This window comes from Marinitoga sp. 1135 (assembly GCF_013363245.1).
GTDB classification, from domain to species: Bacteria; Thermotogota; Thermotogae; order Petrotogales; family Petrotogaceae; genus Marinitoga; species Marinitoga piezophila.
This window is the reverse complement of the sequence record NZ_LBEZ01000010.1, coordinates 1-20748: the sequence shown is the minus strand read 5'-3', so window position 1 is coordinate 20748 and position 20748 is coordinate 1. Positions and strand designations below refer to the sequence as shown.

Sequence of the window (20748 nt, the reverse complement as noted above, 5' to 3'; positions counted from 1 at the left end):
TTAGGTTGGAAGTATAGTGTTGAGTTGAGTGAGGGGATTGGAAGCGTTTTGAAAAACATATAAATATTATTTTTCTAGTAAATGGGGTTGAAGAATTTATGATAAACAAAATAAAAACATTCTTTTATCATCCGGGTATTAAAAAATATTTTTTTAATATATCCTGGCTTTTTATTGAAAAAGTTTTTCGTATGGTAGTTGGTTTATTTGTTGGGGTTTGGGTAGCTAGATATTTAGGACCGAGTAGATATGGACTTTTAAGCTATGCACAAAGTTTTGTAGGACTTTTTAGTCCAATTGCAACGCTTGGGCTAAATGAAATATTGGTAAGAGAATTAGTAAAATATCCAGAAAAAGAGAAAGAACTTTTAGGAACTGCTTTTATACTTAAACTTTTTGGAGCTGTTCTAACTCTTATAGTTTTATATATTGCGATTTATTTTACATCAAATGATTTTTATACAAATAGTTTAATTTTTATCATAGCATCAGCTTTAATTTTTCAAGCATTTAATATAATAGATCTTTATTTTCAGTCAATTGTAAAAAGTAAATATATTGTTTTGGCAAATAGTTTTTCCTTATTTGTTAGTAGTATAGTCAAAATTTTCTTTATTTTAACAAAAGCACCTTTAATAGCTTTTGCAATAGTAGTATTGTTTGATACTTTTATAGTAGCTATTGGATATTTATATGTTTATTATATCCAAAAAAAAGACTTTTTTTTAAAAGATATTAGATTTAATTTAAATATAGCTAAATATTTATTAAAAAATAGTTGGCCTATGATTTTAAGTGGTATATCTGTTATGTTATATGCTAGAATAGATCAAATTATGTTGAAAGAGATGACAAATAGTTATGAGGTTGGTCAATATAGTGTAGCGATAAGATTAATAGAACAGTTTGACTTTTTATCTGTAATTATTGTAAAAAGTATTTCTCCTTCAATTACTTCAGCAAAAAAGTTTTCTAGTTCATTATATAAAAATAGATTATTAAATTTATACAGAATAATGTTTTCTATATTTATAATTACTTTCTTATTTGTTTGCTTATTTGGGAAGGATTTAGTTTTATTGTTATACGGTAAACAATATAAAGTTGCAGCAACTTTATTTGTATTATCAGGTTTTAGAACTTTATTTACAAATTTTGGTGTAGCATCTGGACAATATATTATTAATGAAAATTTATTTAATTATTCACTGATATTTACAGTATCTAGCGCCTTTATAAATATAATATTAAATTATGTTTTTATTCCGTTATATGGTGCTTATGGCGCTTTGATTGTAACTATTATATCTTTTACATTTAAAACATTTATTGTTCATTTTATTTTTAAAAAAACAAGAGAGAATGCTTTTTTGATGATAAAAGGTATTTTAACTTTTTATAAATTTACTTTTAGAGGTGTAATATGATAATATTTTTTGAATCTGGAAAATTGGGTAATCAAATTTTTCAATATACTTTTTTGAAAACAATTCAAAAGAATAATGAAAAAATTATTTTATTTGGTTTTGAGGAGTTATTTAATGTGTTTGAAATTAATGATAATAGAATTATTAAATTTTCAATAAAAAGTAAGTGGAGAAGGAGAATGGTTTATAAAGTAATTAAGCCATTTATAGAATTATTTTCTAATGTCAATTTGATAAATAGCATTCAAGTCGAATATGAGAAAGTTTTGCATAATTATAGAAGAGAATCTACAAAATACAATATGAAAAAAGGTTTGATAAAAAAAATAACATTAGTAAAAACAGGTTATTTTCAAAGTGAAATTTTTTTTGATAAAAATTTATTATGTAAACTAAAGATAAAAGAAGACTTAATAAAAAGAGCAAATCAATTTTTGAAGCCTATTGAAAAGAAATATAAGGTTTTTGTACATATCAGAAGAGGGGATTATAAAAATTTAAAGGTTTATGGTAAAAGTGCATTATTGCCTATGAATTATTTTCATCAGCAAATTAAATGGTTTTTGGAGAATAAAAAGAATGTTTATTTTATTTTTTTAAGTGATGAGCCTAGTTTTATAGAAGAGGAATTTAATTATTTAGATAATAAGATTATTTCAAATAATAGTTATGAAGTTGATTTTGCTATTATGACTTTATGTAATGGGGCAATTCTTAGTCCGAGCAGTTTTGGATGGTGGGGAAGTTATTTGATGAAAGATAGAGATGTTGTATTTGCTCCAAAATATTGGTTAGGATTTAATAGTAAAATAAATTATCATAAAGAACCTTTAGCAAATTTTATGATAATAGTGGAAATATGATTGAGTATTTTTAACATTTTGATAAAATATTAAAATTAATTAAAGTAATTACAAGATGTAAAAGTGAAATATAATAGTAATAGCTTGGTCCCTGGATATTGGGGGAGGAATAAAAAAAGTTATTTTTTCACAGTGATGAATAAATTGTTGAAATTAATTGAAAATTTATTATCAGTAAAGTCATCAATGGGCTAGATTATAATTGAAATTTTGTCAAAATAAAATATTAAAAGTAAGTGATATAGAACATTAAAATTTAAAATTATCATCGCAATCAATTTCTACAAAAAACTAAAGCATAATTTAAAGTAAAACCAATTGTCCTATCAATCCTCCCACAGCTTCTGCTGTGGGGTTATCTGGAATTGGATTTGTGAAAAACATCACTATAAAATTAACATATCATTGTTATATTAATAACGGTTAATTTTTCGTAATAGATATTTATTTTATTGATTAGTGTGTGGAATTATGGTATTATGATATTATAAAGATGAGTTAATATTTGTTGTTTGTCTGTGAAAGAAAAAGAAAAACTCAAGAAAATTTATACATAAAGGAGGTTAAAATAATGAGTGAATATAAAATTTTCAGAGATCCTATTTATGGTATAATTAAAATAAACAAATCAGAAGAAAAAGTTATGTTAGATATTATAAATACATATGAATTTCAAAGATTAAAACGTATTCGGCAATTAGGCTTAGCGAATTATACATATCCATCAGCAGTTCATGATAGATTTTCCCATAGTTTAGGGGTAGCAAATATTATAGAAGAAATGTTCGATTTTATAAATATTCCCAAAAAGTTAGAAGTTGAAACTTTAGATAATAATGGTGAAATAAAAAAGGTTGAAATTGATAAAAGACAATTGAAGTTATTATTAAAACTGGTAGCTCTTTTACATGATATTGGTCATGGTCCATTTTCTCATGCTTTTGAAAGGATTACAAAAGTAAACCATGAAGAAATATCTAAAAAAATAATTGAAACTAAAAATTTTTCAAGTATATTTTCTAATATTGATGATGAAATACTAAGTAAATATGCTCAAAGGTGGATAATTGAAATTTTATCAGGAATATTTAGACCAATTTGGGTTAAAGAATTAATATCAAGTCAATTGGATGCTGATAGAATAGACTATTTATTGAGAGATGCATATATGTGTGGAGTTCCTTATGTATCTTTTGATAGAAAATGGTTATTTCAACATATGGTATTTTTAGATATTGATAATGAAGATAGAAAAGGTTTAGTAATAGATGCAAAAAAAGGAATGTACGTTATCGAATCTTTTATTATATCAAGATATCATATGTATGAGCAAGTATATTTTCATAAAACAACTAGAGGATTAGAAATGGTTATTCAAAAGATTTTTGAACGAATTATGGATTTGTTTAAAGAAGATAAACAAAAAATGAATAAATATATTTTTAATGAATCATTGTATTTTTTAATAGCTAATAACGAAAATAAAGATTTATCAGAAGAGTTTATCACACATTATTTAAATTTAGATGAATTTATCTTATTTAGTCATTTTCAATATTGGATTAAAGAAAATTTCGATGAGGTGTTAACAAGTTTATGCAGAACTATAATTTATAGAGAACCTTTTAAAATAATTAAAGAAGTAGAAAATGAAATGTTGTTTGATATAGAGCAACATAATAAAATTAAAGAAATACTTGGTGAAAATGCAAAATATTTTTATTTGGAAGATAATTATAGAAATGTACCATATAAAGATACATATTTATTAGGAAAAACAAAATCTGAGGATGCAGAACATATATGGCTTAAAGAAAAAAATAAGATTATAGAACTTGCTACAAAATCTCATATAATAGGAACCTTAAGAAATAATAATATAAAAAAATCTAGAGCTTATGTTCATCAAAATTATGTAGAAAAAGTATCTTCTATAATAGAAAATTGAAGAAATTAACAGAAATTAAATTTGAATCTTTTAAATGTATGAATTTGACCGCAAAAAGTGGGCATCGAAAAGTTAACAAAGTAATAGTATAATTAAAAAAGTAAATGATTAGATGAGTAAATATGTAAAAAGATATAATGTGGATTTAAAGAATGAATAGTAAAATTAGATTAAATATGATTTTATATGTAAATTTGGTATAATTATAGTAGTTATTAAGAAGTAATAAATAAAAAAAACACTCCTTGATTCAATGCAGAAACATTGAATTGATCCAAAAACAAAAGAAGTGAGTGTCCAATTCAAGGCTGGCACAAAAGAGAAAAGGAATCAATACTTCCATTGTAAAAAAAGAAATTTTAGTTATTATAAATGTATTTTTTAAAGAATCAAGCTATAAATAATATAATAATTATACATTTAGAAATTGAAGAAATGCTATAAATTTATTGTATGAGGAGGGAGAATATGAGTGTAAGGAATGTTAATAGTGAATTAAAGAAAATTTTGGATGTTGTGAATATATGTAAAGAAATTAAAGGTAGAAAAAAATTTCAAAAGATTATTTATATTTTAAAGAATTTAGGTGTAGATTTTCCAGAAAAATTTACTTATCATTATTATGGACCTTATTCTCAAGATTTACAATTGGAACTTGATGAGCTTGTAGAATTAAGATATCTTAATGAAGAATTAGAAAGAAAATCTTATAAATATACTATTAATTATAATGAAATCGTTGATGATAAGATTGATACTCAAATAATGGAAAAAGAAAAAGTAATAAATTATTTAAATTCTTTAGATGCTCAAACATTAGAATTAATTGCAACTTTGTTTTATCTTCATAATGATGGATTAAGAGGTGAGAAGTATTTAAAAAATAAAACAAAAATTTTAAAACCGCATTTAAAAAGTAAACTCGATAAAGCGTTTGAAGAATTTAATAAATTACTAGATAAAAAATTTTAATTTAAGTATAAGAGTTGAGCGAACTCCTAAAGTTTTAATCTTTGGAACTTTAGGAATTATCATCGTAATAAATCTCTACAAAAAACTCAAACATAATTTGAAGTAAAATCAATCGCGTTATCAATCCTCCCACAGCTCCCGCTGTGGGAGTTGCTAAAACTAAATTACGAAAATGTTCTTTAGTTATTAGAATTTTCATAATCAGAAGTTGTAGCCATTTCTTTAAAGTTCCTCTCCTAATCCACCAACTCATTATAATCTCCTAAACCTCTGCATACTTTATCTCATTCCACAAAATCCTCATGTAATTTTCTAATCAATATTTGTGAATTATTTCCTTATTTTAATATATCATTGATTAATTAATTCCCTGCAACTAAAAAATTAATTTTTAAATTTAGGTAAAATTTTCATTGAATTTGGTGGTAGAATTTATATGTATGAAAAATTTGTTTTATGGAGACTAAATTAGCTTTAATTTGTGAATATTATAGGAGTGATTTTATGGGAAAGAAATTACTTTTTTTAAGTAAAGAAAAGAAAATTGAAGTTGAATCTGATAATAATATTTTAGATTTGTTTAGTGTGTTTAATGAAGAGAGGTTTCTAAAAGATGATAATAGGAAATCTTTAAAATTATTTATAGATGATAATAAGATTGATTTATTAGAGGATAATATAAAAAAAGAAAAAAAGGATTTAGAAACTGTGGTAAATAATGATTTTATTTATCAGTATGATGAAAATGTAGTAGTTTTAACAGGTGCCGGTAGTTCAATAATTGAATTAAGTGAAAAATCAGGAAAAACTATGAGGCAGATTGTTAATGCTTTAAATGAAGAAGAGGATAGTGGAAAAGCCTTAGATTATTTAAAGAATATTGTAAAATGTAAAAATAAAGATAATGATAAAGATGATGAAAATGATAAACATAGTGATAATGATAATATTAATATTAATCTTGAAGACTTGCTGAGCAAGGCAAAGATGTATGAAGAATTAGGAATTGAAGATAATATTGGTGATAGTATCAAAAAGATAGAGGATAAAATAAGGGAATATTGCACTTTGAAATATGATAAAGATTATTTTAAACATGGGGAATTTCTCAGTAAATTTTTAAAAAGAAAAAATAATGATGAGAGATTGAAAATATTTACAACAAATTATGATACACTTTTTGAACAAGCAGCATCTGATGAAAGAATAGTTGTTATTGATGGTTTTTCATTTACAAATCCTTCAAAATTTGATGGTAGATATTTTGATTATGATATTGTTGAGAGACAATATGGTAGTTTTTCTGGTGAAAATTCATATATAGACAATGTAATTCATTTATATAAACTTCATGGTTCTATAGATTGGGTTGTTGAAAATAATGAAGTTGTGAAAAAATATAATGTAAATAATGATGAAAGAGACTTTGAGTATCTTATGATATATCCTGCAAGCACAAAATTTAAGCAAACATATGAAACACCATATTTTGAATTATTTTCAAGGTTTATATCTGAATTAAAAAAGAAGAACACTATTTTAATTATAATTGGTTTTAGTTTTGCGGATGAGCATTTGAAAACTATAGTAGAAAATGCGTTGAAAACCAATAGAAGTCTTAGGATTTTATATGTAGATGTTAATCTTGAAAATGAAAATATAAAATTTTTGAAAGATGCAGCTCAAAGTGTTGGAAATGTTATGTTGTTGAGTTCAACGTTTTCAGATTTTGTTACTTTTATTAAGGATAAAAAAATTTATGGTAATAGTTATATTGGATATAAAGGTGATGTAAATGAGTGATTTTTATACGTCATTTTTTGATAGAAATTTGTTGATAGGTTATATTTCAAAGGTAAATATAAATTATATTATTTTAAATACACCATATGTGCAACAATTGACTAAATATTATTATAATGGTGAGGATTTTCATGGAGGATTATTAAATTCTTATGTTGTAATAGAAGGAGATAAATATGGTTTTTTAGGGCAAATATTTGAGATTGAGTTTTTAGAAAAGGAAAGAAAAAATATTACAGATAAAAATTTAGAAAATGTTGAAGGTGATTTTAATCCAAAAGTTAAAGTTAATATACTGTTTTCTTTTGATTATCTTGATTTAGAATTGAAAAAAACTATTTCAGATTTTCCTAATATTGGAGCGAGAGTTTATCTTGCAAGTAAGAGTGTTTTAAAAGAACTTTTTAAAATGCAGCAAGAAAATGGAAAATATGAATTTGCAAATTTTGTAAGTAATAATTTTTTAAAAATTGATAATTTAGGAGGGATTTTTTCGAGGCATTGTGCTATTGTTGGAACTACCGGAAGCGGGAAAAGTTGGACTGCCGCAAAATTGATAGAATCATTGTTAAAAATGGAAGATAAAAAAATTATAATTCTTGATCCAACAGGTGAATATGCTGATGCATTTAAAGATGAAGAATATGTTTCTATATTTAAACTAGGGGAAGATTCTTATATAGATCCTCAAAATATGAAATTAGAAGATTTATATTTAATTTTAAATCCATCAGAAGGAGCTCAGATTCCAAAATTAAATGAAGCAATTAAGTCTTTAAAACTTGTTCAAGAAGTAAAGAAGAATAAAGAAGAGTATGAAAAATTTAAAGACTTTATTAAAGATGAAAACATAAAAAAAGAGGGCAATTCTCCTGAAGCATTTAACGAAATATATATGAAATTTTATGGTGAAATAATAAAAAATGATCTTAAAAATGTTGATTTGTTCAAATTACCAAAACAGATTGAATATGAATGTGTTAGAACATATTCTAATAATTTTGGAAAAGATGATAGTGCTTTAGGATATTGTGTACCTATGATTGCACGATTAAATAATTTTCTAACAAGTGAATTTTATAATAGTATATTTAAATCAGATTCTAAAAAGAAACAGAATATAATGACTATTATTGAAGAATTTATAAAAGAAAGCGAAAAAGCGGAGAATTCTAAATATGCTAAAAAGTTGTTAATTTTAAATTTGGAAGATATAGTGTCAGAATATAATATGAAAGAAATAGTTGTTGAATTAATGGGAAGAAAAATTCTTGAAATGGCAAGAAATAATATTGTTAAAAATTCTAAAAAATCATTGATAGTGTTTCTTGATGAAGCGCATAATTTTTTAAATAAAAATGGCGATAATGAATTAAAAAAATATAAACGTAGTTCTTTTGAGTATATTGCTAAGGAAACTCGAAAGAAAAGAGTATTTTTATGTATTATTACACAAAGACCAGGAGATATTCCTGAGGGAATTTTAAGTCAATTTGGGACATTTATTATTCATAATTTAACTAATTCAAATGATCTAGAAAAATTAAAGTATGTTCTGCCAAAAGATAATAATGTTATAAATATAGTACCAAAGCTTGGAAGTGGTGAAGCTATTTTAAGTAGTGTGAATTTTAATTATCCACCTATAAATATAAAAATTTTGGAACCAAAATATAAACCTAATTCAAAGACAGAATTTTAAGATAAATATATTGAAAATAAATCATTAAAAATTCTGGAAATTATAAAAAATGTGAAGGAAGGTCTATTAATGATAAATTACCTGAAATATGGAAGATTTGGAAAAATGATGGAACATGTAATGATTAATGTGTATAGTAAAGTAAATTTAATATTTTTATAAATATTTGGTTTAGTATTTATTATGATATAATAAATAAAAAAGAATAAATCAAATAGAGGTGTACATATGAAGTTGGAAATAAATACCAGAGAACAACTTTATGAAATAATAAATGAAAAGATGGTAAAATCTTTAAAAGGGCGAAGATATGAAAATTTGGAATCGGCGATTCCAAAAGTATATGTATTGGAAACAAGCAGTAATTTAAATGAAAATATATTTTTTGATTATATGAAAAAAGAATTTGTAAATAGAATGGATGCTAATTTAAGCTATTTTGATGATAATGAGTTAATAGAAATAAAAATAGGAGACACGTATTTTTATGCAGATCCATATTTGTTTTATGATTTGGAAAATGCAAGGTTTAGATTTGTTCCGATTTTTACTTTGGCGCATTCGCAAGTTTCGGATTCCATTATTGGGAGTTTAATAAAGAAGTCATTTTTCTTTGATTATCAATGGCTTGATTTCAATGAATCTGATGATGAATATGATGAATTTATTGTTGGGATATCGAGTTCTTTTCCTGGAGAACTAATTGCAAATGAAGAGAATGTAAGTTTTTCATTGGAATCAAATTCTAGCAAAGCTTTTATAAATAATTACAAAAAGATTGTTAAGCAATTACCGTTGAATAAGGTTAAAATAAAATATTTTCTTTCAAATCCCGAATCAACACATATAATAGCTTATAATAATGGAAAGATAACTTTTTATGGCAATGATTTTGAAGAAGTTAAAGAATTTTTTAAAGTTAAAACGAAAAAATATTCGGATGAATTGTTTGAAATAGAAAAGCTGGCGTATGACTATGAAGGAGTTTATATAATTTTTGACAAAGAAAAGAAATTAAAAGAAAAACCGGAGAATTTTTTGAAAAGATTGAATGATAATAATGAATTAAAAGTAGTATCTTTTCAAATATTTTCTGATGAAGACGAAGCATATGGTGTATTTTCAGATATGCATGTTGGTGGAAGTTTAGCAATAAATGTTTATAGATTTGGTCTTCAAATTTTAATAAGGCCGGGTACTTGTTCTAATACTGTTAAGCGAATACTGAATTTTATTAGAAAAAATTATGATCCATTATGTAAATTATATATTAGCGAAAAGGAGGTTTTTAATATTTTAGATTATGATTATAAATACGAATAACGATTTTCAAGAAGAAAAATTTTTTAAAGAATTAAGGAGTATGAATGCTTTTTATACAATGTTAAAAAAGCTAACTTCTTTTTTAGAAAATAAAGGAATAAAATATTTTCTTGCATATGAACCAAAATTTTCAAAGATAAATCCAGATGCAGCATTAAAAATTAAAGAAAAGGGTAAATATATACTTTTTCCAATTGAATATAAAGATTCTGGTAATATTGAAAATATATTTAAAAATGAACAGCTTAATGGTTATTTTTCTATTAGTTATGAAAAGCTAAGAAGTGCAGGAATAAGGATTACGAAAAATGTAGAAGAGTGGGAATTTTTATTGATTATAAGAAGTGGTAATTTAAGCTTTGAAGAAATAAAAAATAAAATAAACGATATAGTGGAAGAAAATGAAAATTTTGGCGTATTTAAATTAAATTATAAATATAATAATCCTTTGATCAAATTAGAAATTTTTAATGAATCAAAATACGAAGTTATTAACGAGTTTTTTGATAAAAAAAATAAATTTTTTTATACCCCTATGTGTTATTTTAATTTTAAAATGGGGTTTGATGCATATAAAAAAGAAAATGCCTCAATCTTTTTTTCTTTGCTGGTAGGATATTTATTTAAATTAAGCTGGTGGAATGAGAATAAAGAATTTAATATTGTTGATGTTTTAGAAGAAAATAGAAGTCCATCTTGGGAAATAATAAAAGCTTCATATCAAAGTGGGAAGTTTTTGAGGTTTATTGATAAGCAGGTTGATGAAATTCTTGTGAAATCAAAATACCTGAAAAGATGTGAAGAAAAGGCAATTAAAGTTGGAGATATAGATATATTATTAAATTCATATAAGATAAATCCAGAAAAAAATCTCAATAATCCACGAACTCAGAAAGCTCTCATTAAAACAATTACAAAAAAACTTGACAAATCATATTTTGAAAGAAATTATGTAGACCAACTACCATTATTTCAAATAAAAAATAGTCCAAACATTTAATTGTAAATATTTATGGAATTATTTAAAAGTTAGACTTTAATATAAATCGCTCCCACAGCGGAAGCTGTGGGGTTATTTGAAATTAAATTTGTGAAAATATTCTTTAGTTATTAAAATTTTCATAATCAGAAGTTGTAGCCATTTCTTTAAAGTCCCTCTCCTAATTCACCAATCCACTATAATCTCCTAAATCTCTACATACTTTATCTCATTCCACAAAATCTTCATGTAATTTTCTAATTAATATTTGTGAAAATTTTCTTTATTTTAATATATCAGTGATTAATTAATTCCCTGCAACTAAAAAATTAAATTTTAAGTTTAGGTAAATTTTTTATTGAATTTGGTGGTGGAATTTATAGGATGGAAATTTTGAAATAATAGGGGAATTAAGAGTGAGTAAAAAATTAATAGAAATGGTCATTGCTCTTGTGAAAGTAGAAAGAAATATAAAAAGTGTCATGGAATGTATGAATAAGTAGAATTATAAATTTTTAGAAGGTGTTAGAATGCAAGAAATTATAGAACACAGTATTTTTCTGGAAATAATTTTAATGTGGATACTCCCTGTAATTATAGTTGAATTTTCTTTTATACGAGATAAATATGAATATTTGAACTCATATTTAACCAAAGATTTTAAAAAATTGGGGAGAGAAATATTATTTGTAGAAATTGTTAATAATATAGTATTTAGAGCAATTATAGCAATTATTATAGCCTTTTTTAGCTTGTATATTTTAGAATTGAATATAATAAAGAATTTTAATTGGGAGATTTTTAAAGGATTTATTGTCAGCTTTGTTGTAGGATCGTTTACTTTAATAGCTCTTTTTATGTCTTTTTTTGAGTATAAAAAAGAATATTCTAGTAAATTAAAAATCAAGATACTATTAGATTTAGGAATATATGTATGGTTATCTTTATTATTAATTGTATTTCTTTCAATGGAATTTTCTAAATTAAATTTTTTTGTAATATCTTTTGTTTTGGTAGAAATAGTAATTATAGCGCTTTCAATAGTTGTAGATGTATATGCTTTTCCAGAACTTTATATATATTATAATATATTAAATTATATAGATAGGGAAAAAAATAAGTATGAAAAGGGACAAATATATAAATTAAACGATAATTTTATTACAGAAGTTATTTTAAGAGAAGATTATATGTATTTTCCTTTAATTACATTTATTATGGAGAAATACTGGAATTCATGGAAAATCTTAAGTAAAAATCTTCAATTTATTACAAATAAATTTGATGCAATTAGGGTTTTTGAATTCATAAAGTTATATACGGAGTATTTATTAAATGTATATAAAGAAATTAAAATTATACATGTTTGGCAATTTGAATTTATAAAGTCATATTTATTGTATTTAATATCTTATGATTTCAAAGATAAAGAAATAAAAGAAGTTCTATATATACGAATTTTGGATTTTTTTGGATATAAACTTTCAAGTGAGAAGATATTAAAAGAAAAGATACTGTATCCTATTTTAGAAGAAATAATTGTAGCTAAATTATCAGATAACCAGAGATATGAGTGTTTTGTAAAATTTATAATTGAAAAGGAAAAAGATACAGTTTGGTCAGATGCTGTAAGTAAAAATATTGAATTGAAAATATATAGATTTTTGTATAAATATGCTTATGGGTTTGAGGTAAAAAAAGAAATAAAATCAGTACTAGATGAATATTCTTCATCATATGCAAAAGGAAAAATTAAAGGTGTCTTAGAAAGACTCAAAGAAAAAACATATTTAAATGATACAAAATTACAAAGAAAAATAGATGTTTTTATAGATGAAATTATGCAAGAATTAGATAAATGAGATAATATAAATGGAACCACCAGGGTCAAATTTTTGCCCTGTTTTTTTTGTTGGAAATGAAGGGAAACCATAATTGAATTGTGATATAATTCAATTGTGGAGGTGGAAGTGATGAAAAAACTGCCGGTAGGGATAGCGGATTATAAGGAAATAATAGAAGAAAATTATATATATGTGGATAAAACCAAATATTTATATGATTTAATAAATAGTGGAAAATTTTATTTTATGTCAAGGCCTAGGAGATTCGGAAAAAGTTTAACAGTATCAACATTTTATTACTTATTCAAAGGAGAGAAGGAATTATTTAAGGGAACATATATATATGACAAATGGGATTTTAAGGAATATCCAATAATAAAACTGGATATGTCTGATAATACGCTTACAACATATGAAGAGTTTATAGAATCATTAAATAAAATGATAGAGGATATATATGAAGATTATGAAATACCAAAGATAGAAAATAATTTACCAACGAAATTTGGAAATTTAATAAGGGTATTAAATAAAAAATATGAAGAAAAAGTGGTAATCTTAATAGATGAATATGAATCACCAATATTAGAGCATATAAACGATAAGAAAAAAGCTGAAAAGTTTAGAGGATTTTTAAGGGAATTCTATAAAAAGATAAAAACAAAGGATGCATATGTAAAATTTGTATTCATAACCGGAATAACAAAATTCACAAAAACAGGAGTATTCTCAGCATTAAATAATTTAAGCGATATATCTTTAAACAGGAAATATGGACAGATGTTTGGATATACGCAGGAAGAATTGGAATATTATTTCAAAGATTACATAAAAGAATTATCAGAAGAAATGGGAATAACAGAAAAAGAATTGCTTGAAGAAATGAAGAGATATTATAATGGTTTTTCATTTGACGGAGAACATACAGTATATAATCCATATTCAATATTGAGATTTTTTTCAGAAAAAGAATTCCAAAACTTCTGGTTTGAAAGTGGCTCACCGAGTTTTTTGTATGAGTATATAAAAGGCAAAAAGATAGAATATGAGGATTTAGTAAAAACACCAGTAAGTGCAGAAGATTTCTCAACAAGAGAAATAGAAGATGCAAAAGCAAATATCTTCTTTACGCAGGCAGGATATTTAACCTTTAAGGGAATAAAAAAATATGGATTAAAGAAAAAATATATACTGGACTATCCAAATTTTGAAGTAAAAAACAGTTTTTCAACACTAATATTAGAAGCCAATTATGGATTTAATGATGAAGAAATAAACAGGGTAAGTGAGATATATTTAAAAATAGAAGAAAATGACATAAAAGGATTAATAGAAGAAATAAAAAAAATAATAAGCGCAGTGCCGTATAATCTACACAAAAAAGAAGAAAAGTATTATCACTCATTGATATTCACAATAATAGCCTCAGCAGGAATAGATGTAAAAGCAGAAGAATTGACAAATTTAGGAAGAAGTGACCTTGTAATAGACTTTAACGACAGGATATATTTATTTGAAATAAAACTGGATCAAAGTGCAGAAGAAGCATTAAAGCAGATAAAAGAAATGAAGTATTATGAAAAGTATGCAGGAAAAGAAATATATCTCATAGGAATGAATATAAATTCTGAAAAGAGGAATATTGAGAATTATATAATTGAGAAGTTGTAAAAAAAAATAGAAGTTATCATCGCAATCAATCTCTACCAAAAACTCAAATATAATTTGAATTAAAACCAATTGCCCCATCAATCCTCCCACAGCTTCTGCTGTGGGGTTATTTGAAATCAAAATTGTGAAAATATTCTTTAGTCATTAGAATTTTCATAATTAGAAGTTGTAGTTATTTAAAGTCCCTCTCCTAATCCACCAACCCATTATAATCTCCTAAATCTCTACATACTCTTTTTCAGCCTGCAATGTATATTGTATACTAAAAGCAAGCCAAAGATGAAATTGAAAAATGGTCCATAAAGGGGAAATAAAAATGTACAAAAAAAAATTCAATTTTAATGGTTATAAAAAATAATTTTTGAAAGTGATGGAATAATCTATAATAAACCAGCAGAGCCAAAAATTGACTCTGCTGGTTTTGTTATAATTGGTGAGGTTGTTTGAGAGTATAAAGTGTACATGATATATATTTTAGATATCTAAATTGAATAAAAATTTCAAATTTGACTTTTAAAATTATATAATGTATAATTTTAATATAATGAATTGTTATAAATTCCATTTTGTGAGGTGTTGTAATATGTTAATAGATTTTAGTTTTTATAATTTTAAATCATTTGCAGAAAGAACAGAATTTTCAATGGTAGCAGATGATAAAGAAGCAAAGAGTTATTTTAATGCTGAAAAATTTAAACTTTTAAAAACAGCTGCAATATATGGACCAAATGCAGGAGGAAAAAGTAATTTATTTAAAGCCTTTAAATTTTATATATATCTTATTTTAAATTCTGCGAATTTTGGATTTGAAATTCCAGATGAGAAATTTAAATTGAACAAAAAATATATAGATGAACCTATGATTTTTGAAGGAAGGTTTATAATAGATAAAATTTATTATAGATATGGATTTTCTATAAAAGATAGAAAGATTGAAAGTGAATGGCTTTATTATAGGCCAAAAGGTCGTGAGGCCAGGATTTTTGAAAGAGATTGGCAAGAATTTAAACGAGGGAAGTTTTCAGAAGGAAAAGGTGTTGAGGAAAAGACGAAAGCAAATACTCTTTTTCTTTCGTCTTTGGCACAATGGAATAGCAAAACTGCAATTAAAATAGTAGAATTTTTTCAAAAAATTAATTTTATTTCCACAGATTTTCCAGTTGTAATTACCTTAGATTTAATGGAAAAAGGAGTTGTTAATAAAGACGAAATTTTGAATATGTTGAAAAATGCAGATATGGGAATAAATGATTTTAGAAATGAGAGAATAGAAATAAGAACAGATGAAAAGGTTGCTTTAACTCCACAGAACATGGGGATTATATCTGTAAATAATGAAAAATTATATTCAAATAAGCTTATAACATATCATCCAGTTTTTGATGAAAAAAATAATTATATAGAAAATATTGAATTTGACTTTTTAAAAGAAGAATCTGATGGAACAAAAAAATATTTTGGAATTTTAGGTCCTGTATTAGCAACATTAAAAAATGGCTCTATTTTGTTTATAGATGAACTTGATACTAGAATTCATCCATTGTTGCTAAGGACAATAATAGAACTTTTTAATTCAGAAAAAAATGAAAAGAACGCACAATTAATTTTTACGACGCATAATACACTTATTTTAAATCCAGAGTTATTTAGTAGAGATCAAATTTGGTTTGTAAGTAAAGATAAATATGGAAAATCAGAATTGTATTCACTTCTTGAAATAAAAGGAGTAAGAAAAAATGCTAATTTTGAAAAAGACTATTTAAAGGGAAAATATGGAGCGATCCCAGGAATTAAGAAAATATGAAAGAAAATAAAATTATATGATCTGTATATTGTATACTAAAAGTAAACCAAAGATGAAATTGAACTTTTGTGTTTGTAAAATATTCTAAAAATGAGAAGTGAAATAATGATTGAAAATTCGAGGAAGTGAAAAAATGAAGAAGATTTTTATAAGTGGATCGATTTCTATAAAAATATTACCTGAAAAAGTAGTTAAAATATTGGATAGAATAATAAGGGAAAAATTTAGCGTTTTAGTTGGAGATGCTAAAGGTGTAGATTTAGCAATCCAAAAATATTTTAAACAAAAAAATTATAAAAATGTATCTGTAGTAACTGTTTGTAAAAAGCCAAGAAATTTAGCGGATAAAGAATTTAAAATAATAATTATAAAAGTATCAAAAAATATGGAAACTAAAAGAAAATTATATATGCAGAAAGATATCTGGATGGCTAAAAATGCCGATTATCTTTTGGTTATCTGGGATGGTAAATCAAAAGGAAGTTTTAGTAATATTATTAATGGAATTCGTTATAAGAAGCATATAATGGTTTATTTAATGCCAGAAAAAAGATTTTTGACAAAAGAAGAATTAAATGAGAGAAAAATAAAAGAGATATATATGAAATATGTTGGATATAGCTTGAGAGAATTGTATTCTGTGTATTGATTTTATTAAATTATATAATTATTTATTTTAGCCAAAGATGTAAAGCGTTGAAATTAGGAATTATACCTGTAAGCAATTTCTACAAAAAACTCAAACATGATTTAAAATAAAACCAATTGCCACATCAATTCTTCCACAGCTTCCGCTGTGGAGTTATTTGAAATTAATTTATGAAAATGTTCTTTAGTTATTTTTTTTATAACTCAAAATTGTACTCCAGTTTTAGGGGCTGGAATTTCGTTTAATGCAAAATTTAAAAATAATTATGAAGATTCAAAAAAAGCCTGGAATCAATATAATGTGAAAGATTATAGTAAAAAAATAGATGTTGATACTATTTTTGAGAATTTATGATTTATATAATGAGTTGATTTAGCCACTAAAAATAGAATTGAAAGGTTGCTAGAATATATATAGTAAGATACAGTATTGGAATTGTTGGGAAAAGTAACACAGGCTTGAAATGTTATTTTTTAATTAAATTTGGAACTTGGATTGGGCATTAACTTGGAGTATGTCCAATATATCTTGTAATCAAAAAAATAATTTTGTATGATATAATTTAAAAAAGGTGAAATGGATAATTTCAAATTATAATGAATTTTGTATAAAATTTTGGAGGATTAAGATATGAAAATAAAAGAATTAAAGGTTAAAAATTTTAAGAGTTTTAATGAATTGGAAGTTGAGCTTGGTGATTTTAATGTTTTAATAGGGCCTAACGCTGCGGGAAAATCGAATTTTATACGAATTTTTGAATTTTTGAGAGATATTGCAAAATTAGGGTTAGATAATGCTATTTCTATACAAGGAGATATTGAATATATTAAAAACATAAATAGTAAATCAAATGAAAATATGTCTATAGATATTAAATTTACTTTTGGCAAATTTGGTAAAAGAATTAAAGATGAAATTTATCTTGTTGAATTTAATGAAATATCTTATGGATTCGAATTAAATTTTAATGTGGAAAATTCAAGTTATCAGATAGTTAGAGATGAATTAATTCAAAAGATCAAATTTTTTAAGATTCATAGAAATAAAACTGAAGAAAAAGAAGAATATTTAGGAGATGGGGAAATAGTTATTTCTAGAAAACGTAATGGAGAAGTTGAAATAAAATTCAAACATCCAGAGAATATTCCAATAAAAAAAGAAGACTTGTATCCTGACTTTTTTATGAAAGAAAAAATTCCAGAAAATAGTTTATTGATTAATACGCCTTATTTTGTTATTCCGTTTCCTTTGATAGAAATTTTTGGAGATATTTCTATTTATGATTTTGATCCCAAGTTGCCTAAAAAAGCTATTCCAGTTACAGGAAAAATTGAATTAGAACAAGATGGGAGTAATTTATCAATTATTCTAAATAATATTATAAAAAATCCAGATAAAAAAAAGAAACTTTTTAATCTTGTAAGAGACCTTTTGCCTTTTGTATCCAATTTAGATGTAGAGAAATTGGTAGATAAATCTCTTCTTTTTAAACTAGAAGAAAAATATTTTAAAGATAATTATATTCCAGCATCTTTGATTTCAGATGGAACAATAAATACAATAGCTTTAATTATAACTTTATATTTTGAAAAAAGAAACTTAACTATCATTGAAGAACCAGAACGTAATATTCATCCATATCTTATTTCAAAAATAGTAGAAATGATGGAAGATGCTTCAAAAAGAAAACAAATTATTGTTACGACACATAATCCTGAAATAGTAAAACATACAAATTTGGAAAATATTTTGTTTGTTTCTCGTGACGAAAAAAAAGGATCTTCTATAATTTCCAGACCAGTTGATAAAGAAGAAATAAGAATATTTTTAGAAAATGAGATAGGAATTGAAGAATTGTTTATAAAAAATTTGCTCAGGGGGTAAGCAATGAGTTTTAAGCAATTATTTGTTTTTGTTGAAGGTAATGATGATGAAAGATTTTTTGAGTTTATTATAAAACCTAAATTATCTAATAGATATGACTTAGTACAGATTATAAAATATTCAGAAGAAAAAAAAGAAAAAATTGATAATTATATTTCAAGTATAAAACAAATGAAAGCAGATTATATTTTTACAAATGATATTGATAATGTATGTTCTATAAAAAATAAAAAGAATGAAATAAAAACTAAATGGAAAAATATTGATGAAGAAAAGATTTTTATAGTTATAAAAGAAATAGAAAGTTGGTATCTTGCTGGATTGAGTGACGAAAAATGCAAGTTATTGAAAATTCGTATAGTTAAGAATACTGATGAAATTACAAAGGAAGAGTTTAATAATATTATTTCTAATAAATTTGAATCACGCATAGCTTTTATGGTAGAAATTTTAAAAAACTTTTCAATAGAAATAGCAATTCAAAAAAATAAATCATTTAAATATTTTATTGAACAAATGAATATTATAGTGGATTAATCAAATAAAATGAATTTTACTTAAAAAATGGAACTAAATTATAATTAATATCTACCAAAAACTCAAACATAATTTGAAATAATTATACCTCCCACAGCTTCTGCTGTGGGAGGTATATTGTATACTAAAAGTAAGCAAAAAATGAAATTGAAAAATGGTATATAAAGGGAAAATAAAAATGCACAAATTTTGAAAATAATACAATAGATTATTTTAAAGTAGAGGGGTCAAATTTTTTTCCTTGGTTTTTTTGTTGGGAATGAAGGGAAACCATAATTGAATTGTGATATAATTCAATTGTGGAGGTGGAATGATGAGGACGTTTTGTACATCAGGACCTGTTGATAAGAAAACATGTTATTATGTGGAAAGACCGGATATAATGGAAGAAGCGCTTGATCATATAGAAAACTGGAGATACTTTACAGTATCTGCACCAAGACAGAGTGGAAAAACCACATTATTAAGAGATATTGTAGAAAAAATAAAAGATAAGTATTTAACAATATTTATCTCATTTGAAAGTTATGAAGATAAAGATAAAGAGGATTTTCTTGAAACGTTAGTAATGGATATCAATCGCTCAAATAAAAAAATATATGGAAAAAAAATGGAATTGATAATACCTCAAAAGATTGATAAAATAAGAAACTTAATAGAAGAACTTAATGAAAAAAGCGGAAAAGAAATAGTGTTGATGATAGATGAATTTGAAAAGTTAGATGAAAAGATAATGAATGAATTTTTGCATGTAATAAGAAGTATGTATCACGATAAAGAAATATATGGATTGAGAAGTGTAGTACTTATTAGTGTAAGCTATTTAAGCGGGATATTGGAAGACAATGCCAGTCCGTTTAATATAGCCGAACATATGGAGGTACCATACTTTACAAAAGAACAGGTATATGATTTATTAAGCCAACATGAAAAAGAAACAGGGCAAATATTTGATGAAAAAGTAAAAGAATTAATATGGCATAACGCAGCAGGACAACCTGGATTAACCAATGGCCTTGCATATGATTTAGTTACTAAAAAAGCTCCTGGTGAAAAGGTTATAACAGTGGAGCATTTTGAAAAGACACTTGAAGATTATATGTATGTCTATATTGATAAAAATATAGCCAATATATTGCATAAAGCAGAAAAAGAAAAGGAATTAATAATGAAAATACTATTTGAGCCTGGAAAAGTAAAATTTTCAATATACGATAAAAGAATAAATTTTCTATATCAACACGGAGTAATAGATAATTGTGGAGGTAAATGCTGTGTAAGAGTACCATTATACTATAAAGCGTTATATACAAGATTTATGCCGGAAATAAACGGAGAAAAA

The 20748-nt window shown here is 24.5% G+C and carries 16 protein-coding genes; all 16 read left to right on the top strand.

Features of this window, described 5'->3' with window-relative positions; translation table 11 throughout:
* Positions 1-98 precede the first annotated feature (98 nt).
* Positions 99-1427 carry a flippase gene (locus XO10_RS05955; protein ID WP_175421253.1) on the top strand — a complete coding sequence of 443 codons (1329 nt, stop codon included), beginning with the start codon at positions 99-101 and terminating at the stop codon, positions 1425-1427.
* On the top strand, positions 1424-2290 hold the full coding sequence (locus XO10_RS05950) for an alpha-1,2-fucosyltransferase (RefSeq protein WP_175421252.1): 867 nt from the start codon (positions 1424-1426) through the stop codon (positions 2288-2290). Before XO10_RS05955 ends, XO10_RS05950 begins: the two co-directional genes overlap by 4 nt.
* A 571-nt stretch (positions 2291-2861) precedes the next feature.
* Entirely contained in the window at positions 2862-4238 is a 1377-nt protein-coding gene (locus tag XO10_RS05945; RefSeq protein ID WP_175421251.1) for an HD domain-containing protein, read from the top strand.
* Positions 4239-4706: 468 nt separating this feature from the next.
* Positions 4707-5210 (top strand): hypothetical protein, encoded by a 504-nt coding sequence (locus XO10_RS05940; protein WP_175421250.1) that lies wholly within the window; start codon positions 4707-4709, stop codon positions 5208-5210.
* A 504-nt stretch (positions 5211-5714) separates the two neighbouring features.
* The gene (locus tag XO10_RS05935) at positions 5715-7013 is read left to right on the top strand and encodes an SIR2 family protein (protein WP_175421249.1); all 1299 of its coding nucleotides are present in this window, start codon (positions 5715-5717) and stop codon (positions 7011-7013) included.
* Complete coding sequence (locus XO10_RS05930) at positions 7006-8715, top strand: ATP-binding protein (protein ID WP_175421248.1); 1710 nt, start codon at positions 7006-7008, stop codon at positions 8713-8715. The genes XO10_RS05935 and XO10_RS05930 overlap by 8 nt, the downstream gene beginning before the upstream one ends.
* Positions 8716-8943: 228 nt before the next feature.
* Complete coding sequence (locus XO10_RS05925) at positions 8944-10038, top strand: hypothetical protein (protein ID WP_175421247.1); 1095 nt, start codon at positions 8944-8946, stop codon at positions 10036-10038.
* A 40-nt stretch (positions 10039-10078) separates the two neighbouring features.
* Positions 10079-11038: a hypothetical protein gene (locus XO10_RS05920; protein ID WP_175421246.1), complete on the top strand. Its 960-nt coding sequence runs from the start codon at positions 10079-10081 to the stop codon at positions 11036-11038.
* Positions 11039-11444: 406 nt separating this feature from the next.
* The gene (locus tag XO10_RS10795; RefSeq protein WP_148265197.1) at positions 11445-11516 is read left to right on the top strand and encodes an SEC-C metal-binding domain-containing protein; all 72 of its coding nucleotides are present in this window, start codon (positions 11445-11447) and stop codon (positions 11514-11516) included.
* 31 nt (positions 11517-11547) lie between these two features.
* Complete coding sequence (locus XO10_RS05910) at positions 11548-12879, top strand: hypothetical protein (protein WP_014296648.1); 1332 nt, start codon at positions 11548-11550, stop codon at positions 12877-12879.
* Positions 12880-12990: 111 nt separating this feature from the next.
* Complete coding sequence (locus XO10_RS05905; protein ID WP_175421245.1) at positions 12991-14532, top strand: ATP-binding protein; 1542 nt, start codon at positions 12991-12993, stop codon at positions 14530-14532.
* 583 nt (positions 14533-15115) lie between these two features.
* Complete coding sequence (locus XO10_RS05900; RefSeq protein ID WP_175421244.1) at positions 15116-16336, top strand: ATP/GTP-binding protein; 1221 nt, start codon at positions 15116-15118, stop codon at positions 16334-16336.
* Between the two features lie 133 nt (positions 16337-16469).
* Positions 16470-16985, top strand: coding sequence for a hypothetical protein (locus XO10_RS05895; protein WP_175421243.1), 516 nt, complete (start codon positions 16470-16472; stop codon positions 16983-16985).
* Positions 16986-17615: 630 nt separating this feature from the next.
* Entirely contained in the window at positions 17616-18869 is a 1254-nt protein-coding gene (locus XO10_RS05890; protein WP_175421242.1) for an AAA family ATPase, read from the top strand.
* Positions 18870-18872: 3 nt separating this feature from the next.
* Entirely contained in the window at positions 18873-19406 is a 534-nt protein-coding gene (locus tag XO10_RS05885; protein ID WP_175421241.1) for a hypothetical protein, read from the top strand.
* Between the two features lie 313 nt (positions 19407-19719).
* A partial coding sequence (locus tag XO10_RS05880; protein ID WP_175421240.1) for an AAA-like domain-containing protein occupies positions 19720-20748 on the top strand: 1029 nt, incomplete at its 3' end.

What these genes read in the sequence shown, in the direction of transcription:
- XO10_RS05945 (WP_175421251.1), top strand. Translation starts at nt 2,862, where the DNA reads ATGAGTGAATATAAAATTTTCAGAGATCCTATTTATGGTATAATTAAA.
- XO10_RS05930 (WP_175421248.1), top strand. Translation starts at nt 7,006, where the DNA reads ATGAGTGATTTTTATACGTCATTTTTTGATAGAAATTTGTTGATAGGT.
- XO10_RS05935 (WP_175421249.1), top strand. Translation starts at nt 5,715, where the DNA reads ATGGGAAAGAAATTACTTTTTTTAAGTAAAGAAAAGAAAATTGAAGTT.
- XO10_RS05920 (WP_175421246.1), top strand. Translation starts at nt 10,079, where the DNA reads ATGAATGCTTTTTATACAATGTTAAAAAAGCTAACTTCTTTTTTAGAA.
- XO10_RS05885 (WP_175421241.1), top strand. Translation starts at nt 18,873, where the DNA reads ATGAGTTTTAAGCAATTATTTGTTTTTGTTGAAGGTAATGATGATGAA.
- XO10_RS05905 (WP_175421245.1), top strand. Translation starts at nt 12,991, where the DNA reads ATGAAAAAACTGCCGGTAGGGATAGCGGATTATAAGGAAATAATAGAA.
- XO10_RS05895 (WP_175421243.1), top strand. Translation starts at nt 16,470, where the DNA reads ATGAAGAAGATTTTTATAAGTGGATCGATTTCTATAAAAATATTACCT.
- XO10_RS05910 (WP_014296648.1), top strand. Translation starts at nt 11,548, where the DNA reads ATGCAAGAAATTATAGAACACAGTATTTTTCTGGAAATAATTTTAATG.
- XO10_RS05900 (WP_175421244.1), top strand. Translation starts at nt 15,116, where the DNA reads ATGTTAATAGATTTTAGTTTTTATAATTTTAAATCATTTGCAGAAAGA.
- XO10_RS05890 (WP_175421242.1), top strand. Translation starts at nt 17,616, where the DNA reads ATGAAAATAAAAGAATTAAAGGTTAAAAATTTTAAGAGTTTTAATGAA.
- XO10_RS05940 (WP_175421250.1), top strand. Translation starts at nt 4,707, where the DNA reads ATGAGTGTAAGGAATGTTAATAGTGAATTAAAGAAAATTTTGGATGTT.
- XO10_RS05950 (WP_175421252.1), top strand. Translation starts at nt 1,424, where the DNA reads ATGATAATATTTTTTGAATCTGGAAAATTGGGTAATCAAATTTTTCAA.
- XO10_RS05925 (WP_175421247.1), top strand. Translation starts at nt 8,944, where the DNA reads ATGAAGTTGGAAATAAATACCAGAGAACAACTTTATGAAATAATAAAT.
- XO10_RS05955 (WP_175421253.1), top strand. Translation starts at nt 99, where the DNA reads ATGATAAACAAAATAAAAACATTCTTTTATCATCCGGGTATTAAAAAA.